Origin of the sequence: Mesorhizobium sp. RIZ17, from assembly GCF_051127865.1 — a bacterium.
In the GTDB taxonomy this organism is placed as follows: Bacteria; Pseudomonadota; Alphaproteobacteria; order Rhizobiales; family Rhizobiaceae; genus Mesorhizobium; species Mesorhizobium humile.
Genome location: NZ_CP147861.1, coordinates 1,532,279 through 1,556,829 on the forward strand (window position 1 = coordinate 1,532,279; position 24,551 = coordinate 1,556,829).

Annotated in this window: 23 protein-coding genes, 1 tRNA gene and 1 pseudogene; 16 read left to right on the top strand and 9 right to left on the bottom strand. The window is 65.5% G+C overall.

Annotation, left to right across the window (positions count from 1 at the left end):
* The first annotated feature begins 21 nt into the window (after positions 1–21).
* From WDX12_RS07560 to WDX12_RS07580, 5 genes are all read left to right on the top strand, one after another.
* Positions 22–2,082: a 3-hydroxyacyl-CoA dehydrogenase NAD-binding domain-containing protein gene (locus tag WDX12_RS07560; protein ID WP_434724444.1), complete on the top strand. Its 2,061-nt coding sequence runs from the start codon at positions 22–24 to the stop codon at positions 2,080–2,082.
* Positions 2,083–2,417: 335 nt separating this feature from the next.
* On the top strand, positions 2,418–3,443 hold the full coding sequence (locus WDX12_RS07565; protein WP_320297539.1) for a BMP family protein: 1,026 nt from the start codon (positions 2,418–2,420) through the stop codon (positions 3,441–3,443).
* 233 nt (positions 3,444–3,676) lie between these two features.
* A complete protein-coding gene (locus tag WDX12_RS07570; protein WP_434724445.1) occupies positions 3,677–5,197 on the top strand; it encodes an ABC transporter ATP-binding protein in 1,521 nt (506 codons plus the stop codon).
* Positions 5,197–6,252 (top strand): ABC transporter permease, encoded by a 1,056-nt coding sequence (locus tag WDX12_RS07575; protein ID WP_320297537.1) that lies wholly within the window; start codon positions 5,197–5,199, stop codon positions 6,250–6,252. The genes WDX12_RS07570 and WDX12_RS07575 overlap by 1 nt, the downstream gene beginning before the upstream one ends.
* A complete protein-coding gene (locus tag WDX12_RS07580) occupies positions 6,249–7,193 on the top strand; it encodes an ABC transporter permease (protein ID WP_434724446.1) in 945 nt (314 codons plus the stop codon). Before WDX12_RS07575 ends, WDX12_RS07580 begins: the two co-directional genes overlap by 4 nt.
* Positions 7,194–7,376: 183 nt before the next feature.
* Here WDX12_RS07580 and WDX12_RS07585 read toward each other — a convergent pair.
* Positions 7,377–7,661 (bottom strand): annotated as a pseudogene (locus WDX12_RS07585) (SDR family oxidoreductase); the annotation flags it as partial.
* Positions 7,662–7,850: 189 nt separating this feature from the next.
* Between WDX12_RS07585 and WDX12_RS07590 the strand changes: the two are divergent.
* Together WDX12_RS07590 and WDX12_RS07595 are read left to right on the top strand one after the other, a co-directional pair.
* On the top strand, positions 7,851–8,006 hold the full coding sequence (locus tag WDX12_RS07590; RefSeq protein WP_320297535.1) for a hypothetical protein: 156 nt from the start codon (positions 7,851–7,853) through the stop codon (positions 8,004–8,006).
* Positions 8,007–8,175: 169 nt separating this feature from the next.
* The gene (locus WDX12_RS07595; RefSeq protein WP_434724447.1) at positions 8,176–9,114 is read left to right on the top strand and encodes an LLM class flavin-dependent oxidoreductase; all 939 of its coding nucleotides are present in this window, start codon (positions 8,176–8,178) and stop codon (positions 9,112–9,114) included.
* A gap of 80 nt (positions 9,115–9,194) precedes the next feature.
* Here WDX12_RS07595 and WDX12_RS07600 read toward each other — a convergent pair whose 3' ends face one another.
* The 3 genes from WDX12_RS07600 to WDX12_RS07610 form a co-directional block, all read right to left on the bottom strand.
* The gene (locus WDX12_RS07600; RefSeq protein WP_320297533.1) at positions 9,195–10,109 is read right to left on the bottom strand and encodes a sigma-70 family RNA polymerase sigma factor; all 915 of its coding nucleotides are present in this window, start codon (positions 10,107–10,109) and stop codon (positions 9,195–9,197) included.
* The gene (locus WDX12_RS07605) at positions 10,106–10,432 is read right to left on the bottom strand and encodes an antibiotic biosynthesis monooxygenase family protein (protein WP_434724448.1); all 327 of its coding nucleotides are present in this window, start codon (positions 10,430–10,432) and stop codon (positions 10,106–10,108) included. Before WDX12_RS07605 ends, WDX12_RS07600 begins: the two co-directional genes overlap by 4 nt.
* Positions 10,433–10,561: 129 nt before the next feature.
* A complete protein-coding gene (locus WDX12_RS07610; protein WP_434724449.1) occupies positions 10,562–11,236 on the bottom strand; it encodes a cysteine hydrolase family protein in 675 nt (224 codons plus the stop codon).
* Positions 11,237–11,494: 258 nt separating this feature from the next.
* Here WDX12_RS07610 and exbB point away from each other — a divergent pair, with 258 nt between their 5' ends.
* The 7 genes from exbB to WDX12_RS07645 all read left to right on the top strand — a co-directional run bounded on the left by exbB (position 11,495) and on the right by WDX12_RS07645 (position 20,015).
* The gene (exbB, locus tag WDX12_RS07615) at positions 11,495–12,433 is read left to right on the top strand and encodes a tonB-system energizer ExbB (protein WP_434724450.1); all 939 of its coding nucleotides are present in this window, start codon (positions 11,495–11,497) and stop codon (positions 12,431–12,433) included.
* 5 nt (positions 12,434–12,438) lie between these two features.
* Complete coding sequence (gene exbD / locus WDX12_RS07620; protein WP_434724451.1) at positions 12,439–12,942, top strand: TonB system transport protein ExbD; 504 nt, start codon at positions 12,439–12,441, stop codon at positions 12,940–12,942.
* The gene (locus tag WDX12_RS07625) at positions 12,939–13,925 is read left to right on the top strand and encodes a TonB family protein (protein ID WP_434724452.1); all 987 of its coding nucleotides are present in this window, start codon (positions 12,939–12,941) and stop codon (positions 13,923–13,925) included. Before exbD ends, WDX12_RS07625 begins: the two co-directional genes overlap by 4 nt.
* A 77-nt stretch (positions 13,926–14,002) precedes the next feature.
* Complete coding sequence (locus WDX12_RS07630; RefSeq protein WP_434724453.1) at positions 14,003–15,397, top strand: multicopper oxidase family protein; 1,395 nt, start codon at positions 14,003–14,005, stop codon at positions 15,395–15,397.
* 109 nt (positions 15,398–15,506) lie between these two features.
* Positions 15,507–16,001 carry a hypothetical protein gene (locus WDX12_RS07635; RefSeq protein WP_434724454.1) on the top strand — a complete coding sequence of 165 codons (495 nt, stop codon included), beginning with the start codon at positions 15,507–15,509 and terminating at the stop codon, positions 15,999–16,001.
* Positions 16,002–16,022: 21 nt separating this feature from the next.
* Positions 16,023–19,193 (top strand): AsmA family protein, encoded by a 3,171-nt coding sequence (locus tag WDX12_RS07640; RefSeq protein WP_434724455.1) that lies wholly within the window; start codon positions 16,023–16,025, stop codon positions 19,191–19,193.
* A 486-nt stretch (positions 19,194–19,679) separates the two neighbouring features.
* Positions 19,680–20,015 carry a hypothetical protein gene (locus WDX12_RS07645; RefSeq protein WP_320297525.1) on the top strand — a complete coding sequence of 112 codons (336 nt, stop codon included), beginning with the start codon at positions 19,680–19,682 and terminating at the stop codon, positions 20,013–20,015.
* A 123-nt stretch (positions 20,016–20,138) separates the two neighbouring features.
* On the opposite strand, the gene WDX12_RS07650 is transcribed toward WDX12_RS07645, so the two are convergent.
* Both WDX12_RS07650 and WDX12_RS07655 read right to left on the bottom strand, forming a co-directional pair.
* Entirely contained in the window at positions 20,139–20,582 is a 444-nt protein-coding gene (locus WDX12_RS07650) for a hypothetical protein (RefSeq protein WP_320297524.1), read from the bottom strand.
* Between the two features lie 178 nt (positions 20,583–20,760).
* Positions 20,761–20,836: transfer RNA gene (locus WDX12_RS07655), tRNA-Ala, on the bottom strand.
* 160 nt (positions 20,837–20,996) lie between these two features.
* On the opposite strand from WDX12_RS07655, the gene WDX12_RS07660 reads away from it, so the two are divergent.
* Positions 20,997–21,296: a YggT family protein gene (locus WDX12_RS07660; protein WP_320297640.1), complete on the top strand. Its 300-nt coding sequence runs from the start codon at positions 20,997–20,999 to the stop codon at positions 21,294–21,296.
* Positions 21,296–21,607 carry a DUF167 family protein gene (locus WDX12_RS07665; protein WP_434724456.1) on the top strand — a complete coding sequence of 104 codons (312 nt, stop codon included), beginning with the start codon at positions 21,296–21,298 and terminating at the stop codon, positions 21,605–21,607. Before WDX12_RS07660 ends, WDX12_RS07665 begins: the two co-directional genes overlap by 1 nt.
* A 99-nt stretch (positions 21,608–21,706) precedes the next feature.
* Here WDX12_RS07665 and WDX12_RS07670 read toward each other — a convergent pair whose 3' ends face one another.
* From WDX12_RS07670 to WDX12_RS07680, 3 genes are read right to left on the bottom strand one after another with little or no spacing between them, the layout of a single operon-like run.
* Positions 21,707–22,588: a MurR/RpiR family transcriptional regulator gene (locus WDX12_RS07670; RefSeq protein WP_434724457.1), complete on the bottom strand. Its 882-nt coding sequence runs from the start codon at positions 22,586–22,588 to the stop codon at positions 21,707–21,709.
* Between the two features lie 9 nt (positions 22,589–22,597).
* A complete protein-coding gene (locus WDX12_RS07675) occupies positions 22,598–23,665 on the bottom strand; it encodes an ABC transporter ATP-binding protein (protein ID WP_434724458.1) in 1,068 nt (355 codons plus the stop codon).
* Between the two features lie 2 nt (positions 23,666–23,667).
* Entirely contained in the window at positions 23,668–24,438 is a 771-nt protein-coding gene (locus WDX12_RS07680; RefSeq protein ID WP_434724459.1) for an SDR family oxidoreductase, read from the bottom strand.
* Positions 24,439–24,551 lie beyond the last annotated feature (113 nt).

The following is a 24,551-nucleotide window of genomic DNA, read 5'->3' on the forward strand; positions in this document are numbered from 1 at the left end:
GCCGGTCTCGGGAGGTTCCGCTTGTCCAGTTCTGTCAGCGTCGCAAACGAGAACGGCATCGCGGTGGTCACCATCGACAACCCGCCGGTCAATGCGCTGAGCTTTCACGTCCGCAAACCGCTTTACGAGGCGCTTGCCGCGCTGCGCGACGATCCCGCCGCGAGCGCGATCGTCATCGCTTGCGCCGGGCGCACCTTTGTCGCCGGCGCCGACATCACCGAATTCGGCAAGCCGCTCCAGCACCCGGAACTGCGCGCCATCATCGCCTTGCTGGAAACGCTTCCCAAGCCGACGGTCGCTGCCATCCACGGCACGGCGCTGGGCGGCGGGCTGGAGCTTGCGCTCGGCTGCCATTTCCGCGTCGCCGACAGGAGCGCCAAGCTTGGCCTGCCGGAAGTGAAGCTCGGCCTTTTGCCCGGCGGCGGCGGCACGGTGCGCCTGCCGCGCCTTGTGGGTGCGGCGAAAGCGCTCGGCATGATCGTTTCCGGAGCGCCGGTTTCAGCCGACGACGCGAAGGCCGCCGGCTTTGTGGATGCGGTGTTCGACGGCGATCTGCTTGCCCAGGCCATTCGTTTCGCCAACGAAATGGTCGCGCAAGGCGGACCGTTCGTGCCGGTACGCGACCGCAATGACCGCCTTGCCGCGACCGATCTCGCCGCCTTCGACGCCCTAGCGGCGGAACTGGCCAGGAAGGCGCGCGGACTGGAAGCGCCGCTTGCCTGCGCCGAGGCCGTGCGCAATGCGATCACCTTGCCGTTCGACGAAGCGCTGGCGGCGGAGCGCCAGCTTTTCCTGAAACTCGTCTCCGGAGACCAGTCGCGCGCGCAGCGGCATTTGTTCTTCGCCGAGCGCGAGGCGGCGAAGCTGCCGGGCAAGGACCTGCAGAGGCGCCGGATCGAGCGCATCGGCGTCATCGGCGCCGGCACCATGGGCGGCGGCATCGCCATGGCTTTCGCCAATGGCGGCCTTCCGGTGACTTTGCTTGAGACCAGCGAAGAGGCGCTGCGGCGCGGGCTTGCGACGATCGACAAGAACTATGCCGTTTCGGTCAGCCGCGGCTCGTTGACGGACGAGGCGAAGCAGAAGCGGGTCGGACTGTTCAAGGGCAGCACCGACTATGCCGACCTCGCCGATTGCGATTTGATCATCGAGGCCGTGTTCGAGGACATGGCGGTGAAGAAAGAGGTGTTCGGCAAGCTCGACGCCATCGCTAGGCCCGGCGCCATCCTCGCCACCAACACCTCCTATCTCGACGTCGACGCGATCGCCGCCTCGACCTCTCGTCCAGGGGACGTGCTCGGCATGCATTTCTTTTCGCCGGCAAACGTCATGAAGCTCCTCGAGATCGTGCGCGCCGAAAAGACCGCGCCCGACGCGCTGGCGACGGTCGCCGATCTCGCCCGGCGCATCGGCAAGGTGGCCGTGGTCGTCGGCGTCTGCCGCGGTTTCGTCGGCAACCGCATGCTGTCCGCGCGCGGCGCGGAAAACGAATTTTTGTTGCTCGAAGGTGCAACGCCGCATGAGGTCGACAAGGCGTTCACCGATTTCGGCTGGCCGATGGGGCCGTTCCAGATGGGCGACCTCGCCGGCCTCGACATCGGCTGGCGCAACCGCAAGGCCCGCGGCCTCACCGCGCTGATCGCCGACACGCTGTGCGAGCAGGGCCATTTCGGCCAAAAGACCGGGCGCGGCTGGTACCGCTATGAGAGCGGCTCGCGCGAGCCGGTTGCCGATCCGGAGGTCGAAGCGCTTATTCGCGCCAAGGCGGAAGAGCTAGGAATCACCCAGCGCGACATTAGCGCCGATGAGGTCATCGAGCGTACCCTCTATCCCCTGGTCAACGAGGGCGCGAAGATTCTCGAGGAAGGCATCGCCGCGCGGGCGTCTGATATCGACGTCGTCTGGGTCAACGGCTACGGCTTCCCCATCGGCAAGGGTGGGCCGATGTTCTGGGCAGGACTTGAAGGCGGGGCGAAGATCGTCGAGCGGCTGGAGCATTGGCATGGGTGGACCGGCAGGGCGATCTTCGAACCGGCGCCGGCGCTGAGGCGGTTTGCCGAGACGGGGGCGTGGGAGAGTTAGCCATCCGGAACGAGCGCCGGAGTTCCTTCGCACCCCCCTCTGTCCTGCCGGACATCTCCCCCGCAAGGGGGGAGATTGGCAGCTCTGGCGTCTCGCTCCTCTTGCAACGTTGGAGATTAGCGAAGGCCGTCATGACAGCTGATCTCCCCCTTGCGGGAGATGGCCGGCAGGCCAGAGGGGGGTGCTGTCCCGCCGATCTTCCCGGCTTGTTCGCCGCAGCGCCACACACCAAATTTGACCATGTGGACAAATCTCAGGCGCCGTTCCATAGTCCCGGGCGTCTGACATTCTTGAACGGCCGGCTCGACACGGCTGTCGAACAGAGGGGCACTCCAATGGAACACGAACGTAGCAAAACGCAACGCGCCGGCCTGTCGCGGCGCAGCGTGCTGGAACTCGGCGCACTCGGCCTCGCGGCCACCGTGCTGCCCGGCGCGGCCTTCGCCAAGGACAAGAAGCTGAAGGTGGCGGCGATCTTCGCCACGCCGATCGAGGAGCCGTGGGACAACCAGATCCATGTCGCGCTGCAGAAGGCGGAGAAGGAACTGGGCATCGATTACAAATGGTCGGAAAAGGTGCAGACCGCCGACTTCAGCCGCGTGATGCGCGAATATGCGCAGGGCGGCTACCAGCTGGTGCTGGGCGACGCCTTCGCCGCCGAGCGTGAATCGCGCAAGACCGCCAAGCAGTTCCCGAAGACGGCCTGGCTGTTCGGCTCCGGCGCCGGCCCGGCCGAACCCAATTTCGGCGTCTTCGACAACTGGATCCATGAGCCCGCCTACCTCTCCGGCATGATCGCCGGGAAGATGTCGAAGTCGGGCACGGTGGGCGCCGTCGCGGCGATGGGCATTCCGGAGGTGAACCGGCTGGTCAACGCCTTCTTCGCCGGCGCCAAGGAGGTCAATCCGAACGTCAAGAAGAAGGTCGCCTTCATCGGCTCCTTCTTCGATCCGCCCAAGGCCAAGGAAGCGGCCGTGGCGCAGATCGACGCCGGCGTCGACGTGATCTATGCCGAGCGCTTCGGCGTCATCGAGGCGGCGGTCGAGAAGAAGATTTTCGCCATCTCCAACATGTCCGACCAGTCGAGCCTCGGCCCCGACACGGTCATCACCGGACCGGTCTGGGACATGTACCCGACGGTCGAACAGGCGATCAAGCTGGTCAAGGCCGGCGTCTTCACCGCGCAGGACTATGGCGATTTCTCGCGCATGGCCAAGGGCGGCTCCTATCTCGCTCCCTACCACAAGTTCGACAAGACGCTGCCCGCCGACGTCAAGGACCTGGTCGAGAAGAAGAAGGCCGAGATCCTCGAAGGCAATTTCCGCGTCGACGTCGACGAGAACACGCCGGTTTCGGATTGACGCCTTGTTGAGGGGCGGCGTGAGGCCCCCCTCTCTGTCCCGCCGGACATCTCTCCCTCAAGGGGGAGATTCGCAGTTCCGTCGACGGCGCTCGATCTTTTCAACGTTGAAAGGCGGCAAAAGCCGCGGTGACATCTGATCTCCCCCCTTGAGGGGGAGATGGCCGGCAGGCCAGAGAGGGGGGCCTCGCGCTGCCCTTCGCGGTTAGCCGGATCGCAAATCAGGGAGCACCCTTGTCCGCCCCACTCATCGAAATGCGCGGCATCGCCAAGAGCTTCGGCGCCGTCAAGGCGAACGAGGCCGTCGACCTCAGCGTGGCGCCGGGCGAAATCCTCGGCCTTTTGGGCGAGAACGGCGCCGGCAAGACGACGCTGATGAACGTGCTGTTCGGCGCCTATGCGCCGGACGCCGGCGAGATCCTGGTCGAGGGCAGGCCCGTCGCCATCCACAATTCGGCCGACGCCCTGGCCGCCGGCATCGGCATGGTGCACCAGCATTTCCACCTCGCGCCGCGCCTGACGGTGCTGGAGAACCTCCTGATCGGCATTCCCGGCAAGTCCGGCCGCATCGATCGCGCCGGCGGGTTGGCGCGACTGAAGGAGATCAGCCGCCAGCATGGGCTGAGCCTCGATCCGAACTTGCCGGTGTCGGCGCTGTCGGTCGGCGAGCAGCAGCGGCTGGAAATCATCAAGGCGCTGTTTCGCGGCGCGAAGCTCCTGATCCTCGACGAGCCGACGGCGGTGCTGGCGCCTTCGGAGGTCGAAGGGCTGTTCGCCGCCCTGCGCTCCATGGCGGCGCAAGGGCTCGGCATCATCTTCATCTCGCACAAGCTCAACGAGGTCCGAGCGCTCACCCATCGCTGCGTCGTCCTGCTCCTCGGCAAGGTCGCCGGCCGCGTCGATCATCCGGCGAGCACCACATCGGCGGAAATGGCGAAGCTGATGTGCGGCCACGAGATCGTGCCGCCGATCAGGGAAGCTTCCGCGCCCGGCGCTGCCGTCATGACGCTGGACGGCATTTCCACCGCCGGCCATGCCGGCACGCCGTTGCGTGACGTCTCGCTTTTCGTCCGCGCTGGCGAGATCCTCGGCATCGCCGGCGTTTCCGGCAACGGCCAGCGCGCGCTGGCCGACGTCATTTCCGGCATGCTGCTGCCCAGAGCCGGCACGATGACGATAGCCGGCAAAGCGGTCGCGCAATTCTCGGCGCGCGAGCTGCAGGCGCTCGGCCTCGGCCGCATACCCGAGGACCGCATGACGACCGGCCTCGTCACCAACCTGCCTTTAGCCGACTCCATGGTGTTGCCGCGTATCGGCACCGAGACCTTCAGCCGTAAGGGGCTGCTCAATCCGGCCGCGATCCGCGCCTTCGCCGAGCAACAGATCAAGGCCTATGACATACGCTGCCCCGGCCCGATGGTGCGCGCCGGCGCGCTGTCCGGCGGCAATCTGCAGAAGGCGCTGCTGGCCCGCGAGCTGGCCTTCGATCCGAAGGTGCTGATCGTCTCGCAGCCGACGCGCGGCCTCGACATCGGCGCCGCCCGCTTCATCCACGAAAAATTCCTGGCCTTGCGCGCCAAGGGCTGCGGCATCGTCGTCATCGGCGAGGACCTCGAGGAATTGCTGATGCTCTCGGATCGCATCGCGGTGATGTATGAGGGCCGCATCGCCGGCACGCTGGACAGCAAGGATGCCACCGTCGCAAGGCTCGGCCTGATGATGACCGGCGCCGGACACGCCGAGGCGGCGGCCTGATGTTTCGCCTCGAAGCCCGCACCTCGACACCGGCCTGGTTCAATCTCGCGCTGCCGCTGTTGGCCATCGCCGCAACGCTCATCCTGTGCAGCGGCCTGATCGCCATCGCCGGCGCCGGCGTGATCGAGGCCTATGGCGTGATGCTGTCCGCCTCGCTCGGCGACAGCTACGCCATCACCGAGACGCTGGTGCGCGCCGCCCCGATGATCTTCACCGGCCTGGCGGTGGCGATCGCCTTTCGCGCCAAATTCTGGAACATCGGCGCCGAGGGCCAGTTGCTCGCCGGCGCGGTGGCAAGCTGCTTCGTCGGCGCGATCCCGATGCCGGGTTACCTCGCCATGCTCTTGATGGCGCTGGCGGGCGCGGCCGCCGGCGCCCTCGTCGCGCTGGTGCCGGCAACATTGCGCGTCAAATTCAAGGTCGACGACGTCGTCAGCTCGCTGCTCCTCAACTCGGTCATCTATTACGCGCTGATGGCGCTGATCGAAGGGCCGTGGAAGGACACGTTCTCCGGCTACCCGATCTCGCCGCCGATCGAAGATGCGGCCAATTTCCCGGTGCTGATCGAAGGCACGCGGCTGCATCTCGGTGTCGTCGTCGCGCTGATCGCGGCGCCGCTGTGCTGGTTCCTGATCGCCCGCACCACGCTCGGCTTCCGCATCCGCGTCACCGGCGAGAACCCGGAAGCGGCGCGCTATGGCGGCATCAACGTGCAGCGCGTGCTGCTGTCGACGGCGCTGCTCTCCGGCGCGCTGGCCGGGCTCGCCGGCGTCGGCGAGGTCGGTGGCGTGCACTTCCAGGTGATGAGCGACATCTCGCCGGGCTATGGCTATTCCGGCATCGTCGTCGCGATGCTCGCCAGGCTCAACCCGCTCGGCGTGGTGCCGGCGGCGATCTTCCTGGCCGCGGTCATGACCGGCGCCGAGGCGATGTCGCGCGCGACCGGCGTGCCGGCCTTCCTCAGCGACGTCATCCAGGGCACGGCCCTGCTTGCCATGCTGGTGGCGCTGCTCTTCACCGCCTATCGCATCCGCCGCGTGGGAGCTTCATCATGAGCGCGGTGTTCGAGCAGATCTTCCAGGTCGGCTTCCTTGCCGCCATCATGCGCATCGCCACGCCGCTCGCTTTCGCCACGCTTGGCGAAATGTTTTCCGAGCGCGCCGGCGTGCTCAATCTCGGCATCGAAGGCATCATGCTGTTGGCGGCGATGGCCGGCTTCACCGCCGCCAGCCTCAGCGGCAGCCTCTGGCTGGGCGTGCTGGTGGCCGTGCTGACCGGTGCCCTGATGGGCGCGCTGCATGCGCTGTTCACCGTGGCGCTGGGGCTGAGCCAGCATGTCTGCGGCATCGGTGTGACGCTGTTCTCATCCGGCCTTGCCTATTTCCTCTACCGGCTGATCTTCGGCCAGCAATCGGTGCCGCCGAGCATCGACGGTTTCAAGCCGGTGCCGATCCCGCTTTTCTCCGACATACCGGTGCTTGGTCCGGCGGTATTCAACCAGTTCACGCTTGTCTATCTGGCGATCATCGCCGTCCCGCTCGCCGCCTTCGTGCTCTACCGGACGCCATGGGGGCTGTCGGTGCGCATGGTCGGGGAGAACCCGCGCGCGGCGGACTCGGCCGGCGTCAGCGTGATCGCCACGCGCTTCCAGGCGGTGATCCTCGGCGGCGCGCTGATGGGGCTTGCCGGCGCCTTCCTCACCATGGCGCAGTTCAACGCCTTCACCTTCGGCGTCGTCTCCGGGCGCGGCTGGGTGGCGATCGCACTGGTCGTGTTCGGCCGCTGGGATCCGTGGCGCTCGGCGGGAGCGGCATTGCTCTTCGCCTTCGTCGACGCGCTGCAGCTCAGGATGCAGGCCAGCGGCCTCGGCCACATCCCCTACGAAGCCTTCCTGATGCTGCCTTTCATCTTCACCATCGTCGCCATGGCGCTCATGTCGCGCAATGCGGTGGCGCCCTCGGCGCTGCTGAAGCCGTTTCGACGGGAGGAGCGGTAGCAAGGATTTCCTCGCCCCCGCAACGCGGGGGAGAGGTGGCCGCGAAGCGGCCGGAGAGGGGGCTGCGACGCTGATGATTTTCGCCGATCAACGCGAAGGCCGAGCCTTTCCCTTCTCCGTCTCGGCTTCGCCGAGCCACCTCTCCCCACTTTCGTGGGGCGAGGAACGCAGCCCGGAACGCCGTCAGATCGCCGTAAACGCGTTGTCCACAAACAGATGCGCGCCGTTGACGAAGCTGGATTCGTCGCTGGCCAGGAACAACGCGGCCTTGGCCACTTCCTTCGGCTCGCCGATGCGCCCCTGCTGCGCGGCCATCGCCGCATCCGAGACATCGACGCCGAGCTTGCCGAGGTCGGCCACCTCGCGCAGCCCGTGCGGCATGCGGATGAAGCCGGGGCAGACCGCGTTGCAGCGGATGTTGCGGTCGCGGAACTCTACCGCGATGGCGCGAACAAACATGTGGCAGGCCTGTAACGAAGGATTTTCAGCGCCTTGACCGGATCGCGCGGGTTCGGGCGCCAGCTGCGTCACGCGGATTTTGAGTATGAGAAACCCAGATCCGCCAAATTCTGAAAACGCATTTCCACAAATCGCCGAAAAATAGCAATCGACAAAGTCTACTAACTTTATAGATTAATGGCCGAAATGGAGGCCGATATGTCCTATATCCAGAACGCTCAGACCGTCCGCAAGGGACAAAGGCTGACTGCCGACCAGAACTGGAGGCCCGCCTATGGCGGCACCTTCGCTTATCTCGTCTTCGCGCTTGCGTTCGTGTTCACCGGCGCGGTGGTGCTGGGGCTGATCCCCTGACCGCAGATCCCTGACCTAATGGCGGCCGAGACCCGCCGTCAAAACAATCTGAGTTTGAGTAATCGGAGTGGAAAACTGGCCGGGCGCCAGGGTGCCGTCGTGCGCCTGCGTCTTGGATTGGTTCGAAGGCTTTGGAGCGGGGCAAGCCAACGTGATGGAGGAGATGGCAATGCCGATCGAGTTCACGCATGTTCCCGGGAAGCCTGCAAACAGCAGCTTCTTCTACGATTTCGCCGAAACCGCGACCAGATTGTCGCTGATCGAGGACGCCGGTTTCCGCAGGCTGGTGGTGGACGATCCGGCCGGACTGCTCACCAATATGGACATCGCCGCCCAGACGCTCGACCGCACCGGCTCGCTCGAAGTCGTGCTGACGCATTGGGCTGGCGTGATCGAGCCGACGGTGGCTGCAAGGCAGCTCGCTGCGCTCGATCGCAAAAGCGGCGGCCGCCTGTCGCTGCGCATGCTGAGCGAACCGCTGGAAGACAGCGACGCCGAGGCGCGGCCCGTCGGCCACGGCGTGGTGTGGCAGCGCATCGACGAATATCTGGTGTTGCTGAAGCGGCTGTGGTCGAACGATAGGCCCTTCGACCATGAAGGCGCCTTCTACAGCGTCCGCGGCGGCTTCGTGCCGCGCAAGGGCCCGCATGGCGCCGACCTCGCCATCCGCCTCGGCGGGCAGTCCGGCACGGCCTTGAAGGTCGCCGGAAAGCATGCCGATGTCTTCGAGCTGGCCGCCGGCTCGCCGGACGAGGTTGCGCAATTGATGCAGCGCGTGCGCGGCGCCGCGGCGGAGCATGGCCGCGCCGGCAGGTTGCGCTTCGCGCTGCCGGTCCACATCCACCCGGACGGCTGGACGGGCACACCGGATCACAAGGCGGTCGAGATAGCCGGGTCGCCGCCGCGGGTCGCCCTGGCGCTGCTGCCCTACGCGGCGCTTGGCATCGAGGAATTCATGATCGGCGGCATCGACCGCGCAAGCGAGATCGCCCGTATCGGGCGCGAGACGATCACATTGGTCGCGAATTCGCTGGCGCGGCGCGAGGCTGAGGTTCGGCAACCGGGCGCGTTCGCCTCGCGCTCCTTTGCGGAACACCGCGCGGGCTGACGCGATTCCAGGAAAAGTATGAAGCGACAGGCTCGGCGACTTCGCCGTAGCCCTCCGTGCGGAATTGCGCCACGGCAGGGTCATCCCGCATCGGAGTAATCCAGGCCGTCCATCACGTAATCCGCGAACAGGAAGTCGCGGATGCCGGCGATCCGGCCGTTTTCCCAATCGATGAGGATGAAGTAGCGCGGCGGCCCGTCCGGGCGCTCCGGACTGGTGACCAGGATGGCGGGCCGGCCTTCGACAAGTCCGGTCGTGAAATGCCAATGCGTTTCGTCGGCATAGCGGCCGAAATAATTGCCGACATAGTCCTTGCCGTCGGCGCGCAGGCGGTTGACCAGTTCCAGCTTGACGTCCTCGGCCAGCAGGCCGCGCAAGGCATCGAAGTCCCTGGCGTTGAAGGCGGCCACATAGTCGCCGAGGCGCCGCATGTCCTGCCGGTCGAGGGCCGGGCGGGGCGACGCCATACGCGGCGCGGCTGCCAGCTTGCGCAGGCTCTCGCGGCCCCGCTGCAGCGCGCCCTTGATCGCCGTGTCGGAAGTTTCGAGGATTTCGCCGATCTCCTCCAGGCTGTGTCCGAGCACATCCTTCAGCACGACCGTGCACCGTTGCGCCGGCGGCAGTTGCATCAGCTCGGCAAGGCTCGCCTCGGCGGCGATGCGCGCATCCAGCGCCGAATTCTCGTCGGCGATCGTGTCGAGCTCGACCTCGCTTTCGCGCCCTCGCAAGCGGGCGCGCTTGCGCAGGAAATCGAGGGCCGCGTTGTGCGCGATGCGAAACAGCCAGGGCTCGGTCTTGTCGGGCATGTCGCCATTCCTGATCGCCACGAAGCCTTTGGCCAAAACCTCCTGGACGATGTCTTCGCCATCGATGACCGATCCGACCATCCGCGAGCAGTAGCGGTGCAGCTTGGCTCTCAGGCCGGCGGCCTCGCGCTCGAAGGCGCGAAGCCTGGCTTCCGTGGCCGCAACGGGATGGTCATGCGAACCGGTCACGCAGCCTCCTGGTCCTCGATCCCGCCAGTGTGGGAATAGGCGGTGTGGCCCGTCACGCTTTCGGTGGTCGCAATCTCCATGATCGTTCTGATGTAGCCGGCGAAGCGGGGATCACTGCGGAAGGCGGCGATGTCCTCGGCCGAGCGCCACCGCGAGATGTTGACCACCTTGCTGCCGTCGTCGCCTACGACCACGGACGACGACAGCGACCCCGGCTGCTTGCTGAAGAAGCTCCTTGTGCCCTCGGCGAGCGCCTTTGCCAGATCCTGCTGCCTGCCGGGCTTGGCGGTGAAGACGTTGATCAAGGTCACTGCGGTCGACATGGCTTGGCTCCGTTTGTCCTGATGGCGCAGGCCCTCGCGGCTCTCGCACCCGTTACGCCCCTCAAGACGAAGCCGGAATCGAAAACGGAACGGTGGCGCGAAAAAATTTCGATGAGACCCAAAATAGCTTCAGCGCGCAGCGCCTGCGAACTGCCGCAGCGCCGCGATGACGGCGGCCGAATCCGCCAGCGCGCCGAAGACGCCATCCTCGACCGTCACCATATGCAGCGCCGCTTCGTGCGCATACTGGTCGCCGCTGGCGCAGGCATCCGAAATCGTCAGGCACTGGAAGTTGCGGTCGCAGGCCTCGCGCAAGGTGGTGTGCACGCAGACATCAGTCGTGCAGCCGATGAACATCAGATGCGTGATGCCGCGCGCCCGTAGCACCAGTTCGAGATCGGTATAGGTGAAGGCGCTGTTGCAGGTCTTGTCGATGATGATGTCCTCAGGCTTCACGTCGATGTCGGCGCAGATCTGGAAGCCCGGGCCGGAGCGCAGCAGCACATCGGTTCCGTCGAGCCCTGCCCGCTTGCGGCGCCATTTCTCGTAAGGCGTCATGTCGGCCATGTCGGCGCGGTAGCCCTGCCTTGTGTGGATGATGGTGAGACCGGCGGCGCGGGCCGCCGCGATCAGCCGGTTGACCGCCGGCAGAATGGCTCTCAGCGGCGACGGATCGTAGCCCTTGCGGGCGAAGTAGCCGGTCGGCGACAGGAAATCCTCCTGGAGGTCGATCGCCAGCAGCGCCGTATGTTGCGGCTCCAGCCTGCCGTCATAGGGAAAGTCGAATGGTATCGCCTTGATCATCCGCGGTCTCCTTCTTCGGCATCGAGCATAGCCTGCCGCGCATGCGGCGAAAGTCCTGCGGTGGCGGCCGGTACGCTCCCCGGAGCGATTGAACAGCGGCTTCGCCGGATTTGTTGGTCTGGATTTCGATCTTAATCTTGACTATCAAAGTCATGTTTTATACTCAGTCGGCAACCCTGGCGGAAAGCCGTGACCGAGGTGCGCACCAGCCAGCCGACAAACCTGCCGGTTCGTGCCATGACAAAGCGAGGACGAGACTTGTCCCGGAGCGTTCTGTTCGCGGCGCTGGCCGCATCCGTGATTTTTTCGACTGGGATAGCCCTGGCACAGCAGCAGCCGACAGCACCGGCGACTGGTCCGGCCGCGCCCGTCGCAGCCGCCACCAATCCATCGGTCACGGGCCGGACACCGGTTGGAACCGCACCGGCGGAACTAGGCATCCAGCCGGCTCCGAGCGGCGCCACCGGCGAAGAGCCTTCCATCTCGCTGACACTGCCGCATGACCTGTCGCCCTGGGGCATGTTCATGAATGCCGACATCGTCGTGAAGGCGGTTATGGTCGGGTTGGCCTTCGCTTCCCTCGTCACCTGGACGATCTGGTTCGCCAAGTCGCTGGAGGTGTTTGGCGGCAAGCTAAGGGCCCGTCGCGCCGCCGATGCGATCGGCAACGCCGCGACGCTGATGCAGGCCGGCCGGGAACTTGGCCACAGCGGCGGCCCGGGCGCGCTGCTGGTGCGGGCGGCGGAAGAAGAACGGGCGCTTTCGGCCGGCGCGCTCGACCATGCCCCCGGCGACGGCCTGAAGGAACGCGTCGCCTCCCGGCTTTCGCGCATCGAGGCGGCAGCGTCCCGCCGCATGTCGCGCGGCACCGGCCTGCTCGCAACCATCGGCTCGACGGCGCCCTTCGTCGGCCTGTTCGGCACCGTATGGGGTATCATGAACGCCTTTATCGGCATCTCGCAGGCGCAGACCACCAACCTCGCCGTCGTGGCGCCCGGCATCGCCGAGGCGCTGCTTGCGACCGCCATGGGCCTTGTCGCGGCCATTCCGGCGGTCGTCATCTATAACGTCTTCGCGCGCTCGATAGCCGGCTACAGGCAGATCCTCGCCGACGCCTCCGCCGGCGTCGAGCGGCTGGTCAGCCGCGACCTCGATTTCCGCACGGTGCCGCCGGCAACGGCCATGGCGGCGGAGTAACGGCGATGGCGGCGCGCATTCGCGAGACGGCCGGCGACGATCTCGAGGAAAACCGCGACATCAACGTCACGCCGTTCATCGATGTCATCCTGGTGCTTCTGATCATCTTCATGGTCGCGGCGCCGCTCGCCACCGTCGACGTCAATGTCGACCTGCCCGGATCGACGGCAACGCCGGCGCCACGGCCCGAGACGCCGCTGTTCCTGACCCTGAAAAGCGACCTCACGCTGGCGATCGGCAATGACGGCGTGCCGCGTCAGGCCTTTGCCCCTGTGCTCGACGGCCGTACCAAGGGGGACAAGCAGACGCGCATCTTCCTGCGCGCCGACAAGACAGTCGGCTATGGCGACCTGATGGAAGTCATGAACCTCTTGCGCAGGGCCGGCTATCTCAAGGTCGCGCTGGTCGGCCTCGAAACAGCTGGCGATGCCGGAGGGCAGGCCATGTCCGGAACGCCTGCGACCGGCGCGAACCCCTCCCCGGCGCCGGGCGCAAGCACGGCGCCATGACGGTCGCCGCCCTTTCCCGCATCTCCCAGCCGCGCTGCGGCCCGCGCGAAACCGGCCTGTGGACGAGCGCCGCCGCGATCGTTCTGGCCGCGCATGTGGCGGTTGCCTATGCGGTGCAGAACCTGAGTTTCGCCGAGACGCAGGATGGCGGCCCGCCGCCGGCGCTGGCGGTCGAGATGGCGCCGCTGGTGATCGCGCCCGCCGTGCTGGAAGAGGCGGCGATGCTGGACACGGCGACGCCCGAGCCGCCTGATGCGGCGGAGACGGAAAAGCCGGTCGAGGTAAAACCGGTGACAGATCCTGCGCCGGCGGTGGAACAGGCCGAGCCCGCCACTGAACGGCCAGCCGTTGTCGACGACATGCAAGAAGCCGAGCAGGCCGAGTCGACGGAACAGGCCGTTGCCACGCTGAGCGAGCAGCCGCTGGACGAGGTCGCGCCTGACCCTGTCGAGGCGATCGCGCCGGACGTCGTCATCCCGTTGCCGCGGCCGAAACCGGTGGAAGCGGAGGTGAAGGCGCAAAAGCCGGCCGGACCCAGGAAGAAAGCCGAGAAGAAACCGGTCGAAAGGCCGAAGGAACAGGTCAGCAAGGAAAAGGCGCCGCCGCCCAAGGCGACGACCACCGCCAGCATCGACGCCAAGGCGGCGGCGAAGGCGGCCGCGCCACTCTCGTCGAATGCGGCGGCGCGTTCGAGTGTCAGCCCGTCGCGCTGGAATTCCAGCCTGGCGGCGTGGATCAGGCGGCACACGCGCTATCCGAGCGCGGCGCGATCGAGACGGGCCGAGGGCACGCCGAGCGTGACCTTCACGGTCGACACCTCGGGCAGGGTGGTGTCGGCCCGGCTGGCGCGATCCTCGGGCGATGGCGATCTCGACCGCGCGGCCCTCGGCGCCTTGCAGGGCGCCTCGGTGCCGCCCCCGCCGGCCGAACTCGGCGCGCGCGTCACCCGCACCGCGCCCTTCGTCTTCAGCCTGAGGGACTAGGCCAACTGGACGGATGGTGATACGCGGCTGAACCATTCAACTTTGCCGCGGCACCGAGCCTGCCGAAATCCAATCAGATGACGATGCTAACCCGCCGCAGTCTCCTCAAAACCGCCGCTGTCGCCGGTCTCGCCGGAACCGGCGCGGCAGCCATTGGCAGATTGACCGGCTGGGCGGCGCCGAAGCCCGAGCCGCTGATCCTGAAGACCGCAAGCATTCAGGCGCAACTGATGGAAGGCGCGCCGACGAAGAATGTGCTGACCTGGGGCGAGGCCGGCATGCCGCCGGTGGTCAGGATGAGGAAGGGCGAGCCTTTCGCCGCCCGGCTGATCAACGGCATAGACGATCCGACGACCATCCACTGGCATGGCATCCGCGTCCCCAACAAGATGGACGGCGTGCCGTTCCTGGTGCAGCCCTATGTCTATCAGGGCGACCATTTCGACTACGCGTTTTCGCCGCCCGACGCCGGCACGTTCTGGTACCACCCGCACTGCAACACGCTGATCCAGATGGGTCATGGCCTGACCGGCGTGATCGTGGTCGAGAATCCGAACGATCCGGTCTTCGATGTCGAGATGATCGTCAACCTGCGCGACTGGCGGCTGGGCGACGACGGCCAGTTCATCGAGTCGTTCAGGCCGCGCGACGCGGCCAAGGCCGGTACCTTCGGCACGGTGCGCACCGCCAATTGGCTCGACCAGCCGCAATTCGATGCGCCCGCCGGCGGGCTGGTGCGGCTGCGCGCGGCCATCACCGACGTCACCCGCATCTATGCCTTCCGCGTCGACGGCGCCGAGGCGACGGTCATCGCGCTCGACGGCAACCCGGTGCCGCAACGGTTCACGCCGGATGCCTTGCAGCTGGGACCCGGCCAGCGGCTCGAGCTTGCCATCCGCATGCCCGACGAGGAAGGCGCGATCGTCAGCCTGCGCGACGTCCGTGGCACCAAGCCGAAGATCCTGGCGACGCTGCGCTCGGTCGGCAAATCGCTCAAGCACGATCTGCGCGATGTCGGCCGGCTCGAAGCCAATCCGGTGGCGGAGCTCGATGTCGCCGGCGCCAGGCGCATTCCGCTGGCACTGAGCGCCACGGCCGAGAACGTTGCGGCCGACAGCGTTTGCGGCTCGCTCGGCTACAGTTTCTGGGCGATCAACAAGGTGCCGTGGCCCGGCGACACGCCGGACCCGACCGCGCCGCTCGCCGAACTGAAGCTCGGCCAAAGCTACATCATCGACATGGAGAACCTCACGCCGCACGCGCACCCGATCCATTTGCACGGCATGAGCTTCAGGGTGCTGTCGTCATCGACCAGGGCCGTCCAGCCGCTGGTTTCCGACACCTATCTGATCCAGCCCAATGAGAAGGTCCAGCTCGGCTTCGTCGCCGACAATCCCGGCGACTGGCTGCTGCACTGCCACATCATCGAGCACCAGAAAACCGGTATGACGAGTTATCTTCGGGTGGTGTGAGCGTCTCATCACAACATTTTCGTGACCGGCTTGGCGGGTTGATCCCGCTGCTCGATTGCCTAAGTAGGCAACTGGGCAGGCCGGGCGACACGCAACCCTAATCGACGGCATGACATCTTCGCGCATTCGAAAACTTGCCCTTCTTGCGGCAGGCATCCCCATCCTGTCATCCTGCGTCATCCCCGACGATACGTCGCGGCTCGCGAAGGAGGACGTCACCACTTCCGCGGCCCGCAAGGAATTGGTCGGACTGAGCGAAGCCGACATTCGCATGTGCGCAGGCTTTCCGAGCGCAACGGCCGACGTGGGGTCATCCGGCCAGATCTGGACCTATCAGCGCACCGTGCAACGCGGCAATCTCAGTATTGCTGTGCCGACGATGGCAGTGGGTGCGATCCCCGCGGTCGGAGGGTCGGTCAACGTCGCTCCGGGCGGCTATTGCAACACGCAGATCCGCATGCTCAACGGCCACGTCGCCGAGGTGGCCTATGCCGGTGACAACAACCTGCCGAACAGCCGCGATGCGCTGTGCGTCAGCACGGTGGATGCCTGCGTGGCTTACGCGCGCCAACACCGCCACAGCGCGCCGGCAGTCTCAAGATAGGCGGAGCACCACGTCGGGCGGATGCTTGCGGCGAAGCGTCAGCTTGGCTCTCGCCCGGCGCGGCGTCAATCGACGGCAGGATTCAGTCAGGCGCCGGAAGCATGTATGCTCAACGATACTGATTCTTCCGATCGTTTTTGGCTGGTCGATGTGAGAAAAATCGTCGCTGCACTCACCGTAGCTGTTGTTCTTGTCGTCGGGCTGCTCTTCCTTCTGCCCGCTCTTGTTTCAACCGACTGGGTTCGTGCCGAATTGAGCCGGCAACTGTCATCCGCGACCGGAATGACCATTCGGTTGGACGGGCCAGTCCGATTGTCGCTGCTGCCCAAGCTGGCCGTGGTCGCTGACGATATCTCGCTCTCGACCGGCACGGGCGACATCGCGATATCCGCTCCACGGTTCTCGACGTCGATAACGCTGTCGTCGCTATGGTCGAAGAAGCTTGAGATACAGTCTGTCGCGCTGGCGGATCCGACAATCGCGCTCAAGGCTTCGGCGAACGCGGCGGCGCCTTCGGAACCGAAGGATGTTCAGGCTGATCCGTTCGCGGCGATAGTCGATACGCTCGAGCGGCTGGCGATCAACCAACTGACGATAACGAATGGCACCCTGACCTCAGGCGCGTCGACCGGCAACATCGCCACGGTGACGGCGATCGACGCCGATCTAAGGGTCCCGGATCTCGACCGGGAGACCTCGTTCTCATTGGCCGGCAACAGCAACGGCCGTCGCATTGAAATGAGCGGGAGCCTTTCCGCGCTGAGGCCGATCCTGAAACGGCTGCCGGCCGAGATCGCCATCGAGGCGCGGCTCGACCCGGCGCCGGTTTCCAAATTCTCTTCATTGCACGCGAGCGGCGAGATCCAGCTCAACAGCAATGGCAGCTATCAGATCAAGGGCGGAAAGTTCGATATTGGCGACCAGAGCTTTCAGATGGACGCGCTCTTCCAGCCTGGGGCGCGGCATCACTTCTTCGCCGACCTGGCGGCCAAGCGCGTCGATATCGACGCCTTGAGCGATATTGGCAAGGGTGGCTCCAGCGCTGGCAAACCGGCCGGTTCCGCAGAGCCCGACCTTGCCATGCTGTCCGCTTTCGACGCCGACATCGGCGTTGCCATCGATGAATTGGTCGGCGGCAAGATACGGGCTTCCGACGTCCAGCTCGGTGCAACATTGCGCGACGGGCATCTCGAGGCAAAGCTGGAGCACTTCGGCCTCGACGCGGGAAACCTCACCGCGAAAGCCTCCACGGATGTCGGCCAAACACCTCCGACCATACGCGGCAATATTGCGAGTTCAGGGCTGGATATCGGCTCGATAGCAAAGCTGGCCGGACAATCCGTGCCGTTGTCCGGCAAGCTCACGGCCGATATGGGGTTCGCGTTTCGCGGACTCACCCCCGACCGCATACGCAGCAGCGCAAATCTGCAGGGAACGATCGGGATTCGAGAGGGCAAGCTTCCGCTTGCAGCGCTTGCCGATGCGCAGGACCGAACGGCCAACGACATTACCGGGCTCAATCTTGACGCGAAGATTCGCGATATCGGCAAGCCTGTCGATCTGACGGGCAAGCTCGCCTGGCGGGGACAGGCCGTGGCGTTCAAATCCCAGATCGCGCCTGCATCCTTTCTCGCCGGTGCCTCTGTTTCCGGCGCACCCGGCCCGATCAGCCTTTCGGTTTCCTCCAAATACCTGGAAGGCAGCATAAGCGGCGTTGCCGGGGGTGGCGGCACGTTCAAGGGCCAGGTCTCGGCCACGTCGCCCTCGCTCGACAAGCTGATGCAATGGTTGGGACAAAGCGCGTCCCGCAGTCTGCAGGACTTTGCCTTCAAGGGCGATGTCGATGCCGGCCCGCAGCAATTCTCCTTCCAGAAGGCCACCGTCGCCTTGAACGGCGTCAAGGCGTCAGGGCAAGGCTCGGTGAAACTGGGGGCACCTGTCACCATCCGGACGTCGCTCAATTTCGCGAAACTTGACTTTGCAGCGCTCGCCGGCGGCGGCGGGGCCGCCGCCGCCGGCAAACAGAAACCGGGCGGGGCAACCGACGCGCCGATCGATCTCTCCTTCCTCAAGGGAATTGACGCCAGGATCGAGGTCGCGGCGGACAAGCTCGGCTATGGCAAGGTTTTTGCCGGGCCGGTTGCAACCGTGCTGACGGTGACCGACGGCAAGGCTCACCTGAGTGTGCCGCAAAGCCCCTTCTACGGCGGCACGATTGCCGCGGAAATGACCGCCGACGGCTCCGGCGACGCCGCTTCCCTGGACCTGAACACCGCAATCGCCGGCACGGCCGCGGCCACCTTGCTCCACGACGCGGCGGCTTTCGACCGCATCGAAGGAACGCTTGATGCGACGGTCGCGGTTTCAGGCTCGGGAAAGACCACGAAGTCGCTTGCCCGTTCCCTCGGCGGCAAGGCAGCGACGAAATTCAGCGACGGCGCCTTCCGCGGCATCGACATAGCGGAGGTCTACAACAACCTGGTCGGGCTGCTTGCCGGAGGCTTCAAGCAGGATCAGGCCAAGAAGACGACATTCACGGAACTCGGCGCCTCATTCGCCATCGAGAACGGCATCGCGCAGACGACCGACATCAGCCTGCTGGGCCCGCTGGTGCGGATGGACGGCTCGGGCAAGATCGACCTCGCCGACCAGACGCTCGACATGTATCTCAACCCGCGTGTCATCGCTTCGCTCGCCGGACAAGGAGGCGACGTCGCGGTGAAGGGCATCGGGGTGCCGATTGTGGTCCAGGGTCCGCTGTCCGCCCCCCGTGCCTATCCGGACCTGAGCGCGTTGGCCAAGGACCCGCAGGGCGCGCTGGATATGTTGAGCCGCCTCGGGCTGCCAACTGGAAAACTGAAACTCGACAAGCTGCTCCAGGACCAAACGGGCTCGAACGCAGACGGCTCCGGCAAGGGAGCGGCCGATCTGATCGACGATCTTCTGCACAACGCCGCACCCCGGCCCAAAACCCCGCCCGCCGCTCCGGAAGCAGTCGTGGCGCCGGACAACGGCAATACGGAAAACGCGGCGCCGCCGCCAACAAGTTCGGACGCCGGTGGCGGGACCGAAGCCGAGGCCGCCGCGCCGGCGGCGGAACCCGCCCCGGTCGACCCGCAAGCTACCCCTGCTTCGCCCGAAGCCCCAAAGAAAGGGGAAATAGACACGCTTCTCGATCAGCTGGCGAACTAGTTCCCTGACACAGAGGGGTGAAGCCGCCTCAACGTCGTCATTCTACGGCGGAGCAAGGAGCGATGCGACGCGGCGCAGACCATAGAATCCATGCCGTGACTTGGAAGCGCCGCCAGGGTGCAGAATTTTGCTCCGTTGCACGCCTCGGCGAAGGTAACGGCATGGATTCCAGGGGCTTCGCGACGGAGCTTCGCTCCTGCTCCTCCCTAGAATGACGATCGCGATGGACGTTTCGGCCAATCGCCAAGGCATGCCACCTGCCAACGCAAACGGAGCCGACCGGTCAAAATCCCTGTGCAGTGCCACCTCCGCTCGCGGGACGGTATGAAAGACAGCACAGGCTCTCGTGACCTCAGCCTGACGCCGGCGCAAGACATGATCTGACGCTTATATGTGCAGCCGAAAATCAAAGTGATCTCGGCTGCCGCAAATCGCCCTCAAACAGGACGTTCTTCCGGCTTTTACCTGGAGACCTTGGAGAGGCTGATGAAACTGTCTGTTCTTGCCCTTGCTGGGACCATGCTGGCGGTGATGCCAGCGGTCCAGGCGGCGCCGATGATTGGCGTGCCGGCTCGAAATAGCTTGGTGCAGGAGGCGCACGTCACATGCGCTTATTTGACCGACGACGGCTACTGCGTGCGACCGCATAAGAAGCACAAGCACTGGAAGCGGGAGCGTTACTACCGCCCCGCTTACCGCACCTATGAGCCGCAGCCGCCGGATGAGGATTACTGGCGCTATCAGCGTCCACGGCGGATTATCCGGGTCGTTCCAGACTACCCGCCGCAGGACGAAGACAATTGGGATGATTGGGACAATTGAGGCATCCCGAGGCCGGGAGCCCTTCGCGGGCCGAGGCCTGCTTGCACGCCTCTCGACTTACAGTGGCCGGCATTCGGCGCCCAGGCGGCGCCTTTGCCGGCCCTCCACGAAGAGCGTTGCGCCCTACCGCTTCAGCGCGATGCTGATGCCGCTGAGATCGGCGTTGACCTGCAGGCCGACCTGCCTGCCGGTAAGCTCGAGCTGGGCGCCCTTGTCATTGGTCATGACGATCACCTGGGCGCCCTTGCCGAGCGCGCCGCCGCCGCCCGCAGCCCCATAGACTCCCGTCACATCGCTGGCGCGGCGGATGTGGCGCACGGTGCCTTGGAAATAGGTTTTGGACGCCCCGAAGGCGAGGCCGCCCGAGACGCCGCCGACCGAGATCGGATAGCGCTTGCCGTGGAAGGTCAGCGTGCCCTCGCCGCCGGAGCCGCCGATGAAGAAGGCGGCCTTGTAGACGGAAAAGCGGATCGTGCCGCTGTCGGCATGCGCGGCGCCGGCAATGCTCACGCCCGCGGCGGCGATTGCCGCCACCGCGACTGAACGGAACCTGGACAAAATCTGCATGATGAAAACTCCTCGAGCATCGCCGCTTACCCAGCCGGCGGGGGCATATCAGCTTCAAAAGTATAGCTGAACCGTCTTGCCCCGCCATTGGTTCCAAGCACGCGGCCCGAAATCCGGCGGTCACAAAATGCTGAGCGAGGAAGATTGAAGCCGACGAGGAGCACAAGCGTGTGCTGGCTGGTGGAGCTGAGGGGGATCGAACCCCTGACCTCATCATTGCGAACGATGCGCTCTCCCAGCTGAGCTACAGCCCCGTTCCAGCGGATCGGCTTGTATCGGTCGCAGCCGTTTGATGTCAAGGCGAAACGATGGCCTGACGCCATGTGCCGAGGGCCTTGCCGGCTCGCCAAGGCCGGCGGCCCTTGCCCGCTCGCCACGCAATGGCTACATGTCGGCGACAATTTGGAGACCGGCATGATCGCCCTTATTCAGACCATCGTCATGGCGCTTGATATCTACTGGTGGATCATCATCGCCTCGGCGATCTTTTCCTGGCTCTATGCCTTCAATGTCGTCAACTCGCGCAACCAGTTCGTCGGCAGCGTCGGTAACATGCTCTACCGGCTGACCGAGCCGGCCTTGCGCCCGATCCGCCGCTTCATGCCCGATCTCGGCGGCATCGACATTTCGCCTATCATCCTCTTGCTGATCATTTTCTTCATCCGGCAGTTCCTGGTCACCACCGTCTGGTCCTGGGTCGTGACCGGCGGCTGATGAGCACGTCGTTTCGGCTGCGCGAGAACGGCATCGACCTTTACGTGCGGCTGACGCCGAAAGCCGCGCTCGACCGGATCGAAGGTGTCGAGACCGCCGCCGACGGCCGCAGCCATCTCAAGGCCCGCGTGCGCGCCGTGCCGGAGAACGGCGCCGCCAATCAAGCGCTGGAACGGATGATCGCCAAGGCGTTGGGTGTTTCGGTGTCGACCGTTTCGGTGGTCGCCGGCGGCACATCGCGGCTGAAGACGCTGCGAATCCTGGGAGATGCGGCTGAGCTGGCGAAAAGCGTCGAGGGTATGATCGAGTAATCCAGAGTTTGAGATGCAGGCGGGACAGCGCCCCCCCCTCTGGCCTGCCGGCCATCTCCCCCGCTTGGGGGGGGTTGGCAGCTTCAACGCCGGCTCTTCTCAATCCCCCAGCGGCAGCTTCGGATCGTCGACCTTCAGCGTGTTCACGCTCTGCTTGATGCGGCGCAGATTCTCCAGCACTTTCGGCCCGCGCGATTCCGCCACCGTGGTGGCGATCATGTCGACGATGGCCAAAAGCGCGTAGCGCGACGAGGTCGGCTTGTAGATGTTGCCGTCCTCGACGGACTGCAGCAGGATGACCGTGTCAGCGACCTTGGCCAGAGCCGAATCCGGCGCGGTGATGGCGACGGTGGCGGCGCCATATTGCTGCGCGACCTCGACCGCCTCAATCACCGAGCGCGCATAGCCGGACACCGAGAAGGCGACCAGCGTCGTCTCGGGCGTCGCCACCGCGGCATACATGCGCTGCAGCTGGCCGTCGATCTGGGCGAGCGCCGACAGCCCCAGCCGGAACAGCCGGTTCTGCATCTCGGTCGCCATCATCGAGGAAATGCCGCCGGAGCCGATGCACAGCACATTGCCGGAAGCGGCGATGCGCGCGGCGACATCCATCAGCGTCGTCATGTCGAGATTTTCGCTGGCGCGCTGGATGGCGGCGATCGCTGCCTCGGTAATCGCCGAGGCGATGCGCTGCTCGCGCGCGTCGCGGCTGAGCGGTTCCGGCGACAGATACTGGCCGCCGATGGCGATCGCCTGCGCCAGGTAGAACTTGAAATCGCGCAGGCCCTCGCAGCCGAGATTGCGGCAGAAGCGGGTGACGGTCGGCTCGCTGACGCCGACGCGCGCGGCAATCTCCGAAATGGCGGCCTTGGAGGCGAAATCGAGATCGGAAAGCACCAGCCCGGCCAGCCGGCGGTCCGACTTGGTGCCGTCCTGCGACATCAATTGCAGGCGGGTGATAATGTCGGCCGGGGTCTTCATCTCATCATCTCAGAGCGGCAGGCCCGTCGCCTTGTCGAACAGGTGAATGTTGCGCGGGTCGACGCTCACCGGCAGCCGGTCGCCCGGCTTCACCTGCAGCCGGTCGCGGAACACGGCGCGCACCGTGTCGTCGCCGACCGAGCCGTAGACATGCGTTTCCGAACCGGTCGGCTCGACGACATCGACCTTGATGGCGATGGCGTCGTCACCCGCGCCAACCACAAAATGCTCTGGCCGGATACCGGCCTCGACCGTGTCGCTGCCGGACGCCGCCTTGCCCGAGAGCGCCAGCCGGCCACCGCCCTTAGTCTCGAACCAAGCCTTGCTGTCGACGCTCTTCAGCGCACCGGAAACGAAACTCATCGACGGCGAGCCGATAAAGCCGGCGACGAATTTGTTGGCCGGCCGGTCATAGAGCTCCAGCGGCTGCCCGACCTGCTGGATGCGGCCGCGGTCCATCACCACGATGCGGTCGGCCATGGTCATCGCCTCGATCTGGTCGTGGGTGACATAGACGATGGTCGATTTCAGCCGCTGGTGCAGCGCCTTGATCTCGGTGCGCATCTGCACGCGCAGCTGCGCGTCGAGATTGGAGAGCGGCTCGTCGAACAGGAAGACGGAAGGCTCGCGCACGATGGCGCGGCCCATGGCGACGCGCTGGCGCTGGCCGCCCGACAATTGCCGCGGATAGCGGTCGAGATAGGAGAAGAGGTTGAGCACGCCGGAGGCCTTCTTGACCTTGTCATCGATCGTCGCGCGGTTCTCGCCGCGGATCTTCGGGCCGAAGCCGATATTTTCCGACGCCTTCAAATGCGGGAACAGCGCATAGGACTGGAACACCATGGCGATGTTGCGCTTCTGCGGCGGCAGCTCGTTGGCGCGCGTGCCGCCGATGACGAGGTCGCCGGAGGTGATCGTCTCCAGCCCGGCCAGCATGCGCAGCAGGGTCGACTTGCCGCAGCCGGACGGACCGACCAGCACGACGAACTCGCCGCTTTTGATATCGAGGTTGATGTCCTCGAGGATTTTGTGCTGGCCGAAGGATTTCGACAGGTTGCGGAACTGGACGTCGGTCATGGTCACGCTCCCAATATGTCGTCGATGAAAGGCAAGTAGCCGGCTGTCAGGCCGGCGTCCACGGGCAGCACGGCACCTGTTATGCCGGAAGCGCGCTCGGAAGCAAGGAAGGCTATCGCCTCGGCCACTTCCGAAGCGTTGACGATGCGGCCGAGCGGATAGAGCCGCTTGAGCCGGCCAAGGATCTCGGGGTCCTTGGCCAGGCGATGGTCCCAGGCGGCGGTCCGGATCGAGCCCGGGCAGACGACATTGGCGCGCAACCCGGCGCGGCCAAGCTCGACCGCGATCGATTTGGCATAGGCGTTGTTACCGGCCTTGGCGGCGGCATAGGCTGGGTTGCCGAAATGCGCGATGGCGTTGACCGAGGAGACGAAGACAACGCTGCCCGAACCGCGCTTGGCCATCGCCTTGATCAGCGGGTCGGCGAAAGTCATCACGCCGGTCAAATTGAGGTCGAGCTCCTGCTCGATCCTATCAGCCGTCAGCGCCTTCAACGTTTCGGCCCGCGTCCAGCCGGCATTGTTGATCAGGATGTCGGGAACGCCGTCTTTGTCGAGCAGCACGGGGATAGCCGCTTCGATCGAGGCCCGGTCGAGCAGGTTGAAGACATGGCGCGAGGCGATGTGCGGACTGGCCAGCGCTTCCATCGACTGGTCGCAGCCAACGATGCGCGCGCCGCGCTCGGCCATGAGCTCGACGATCGCCGAACCGAGGCCGCCGCCGGCTCCGGTGACGACGATTGTCTTGCCTTCGAACTCGGCTTTCGAACCCACGCTGCCCGCTCCTCCACCCCTCATTTTAGGACGACAGGCTAGTCAAGCAAATGTAATTTAGCAACATGATTATCCGCTTGCGTGGCGTGAAATGATGGATAATGTAGGAAAGT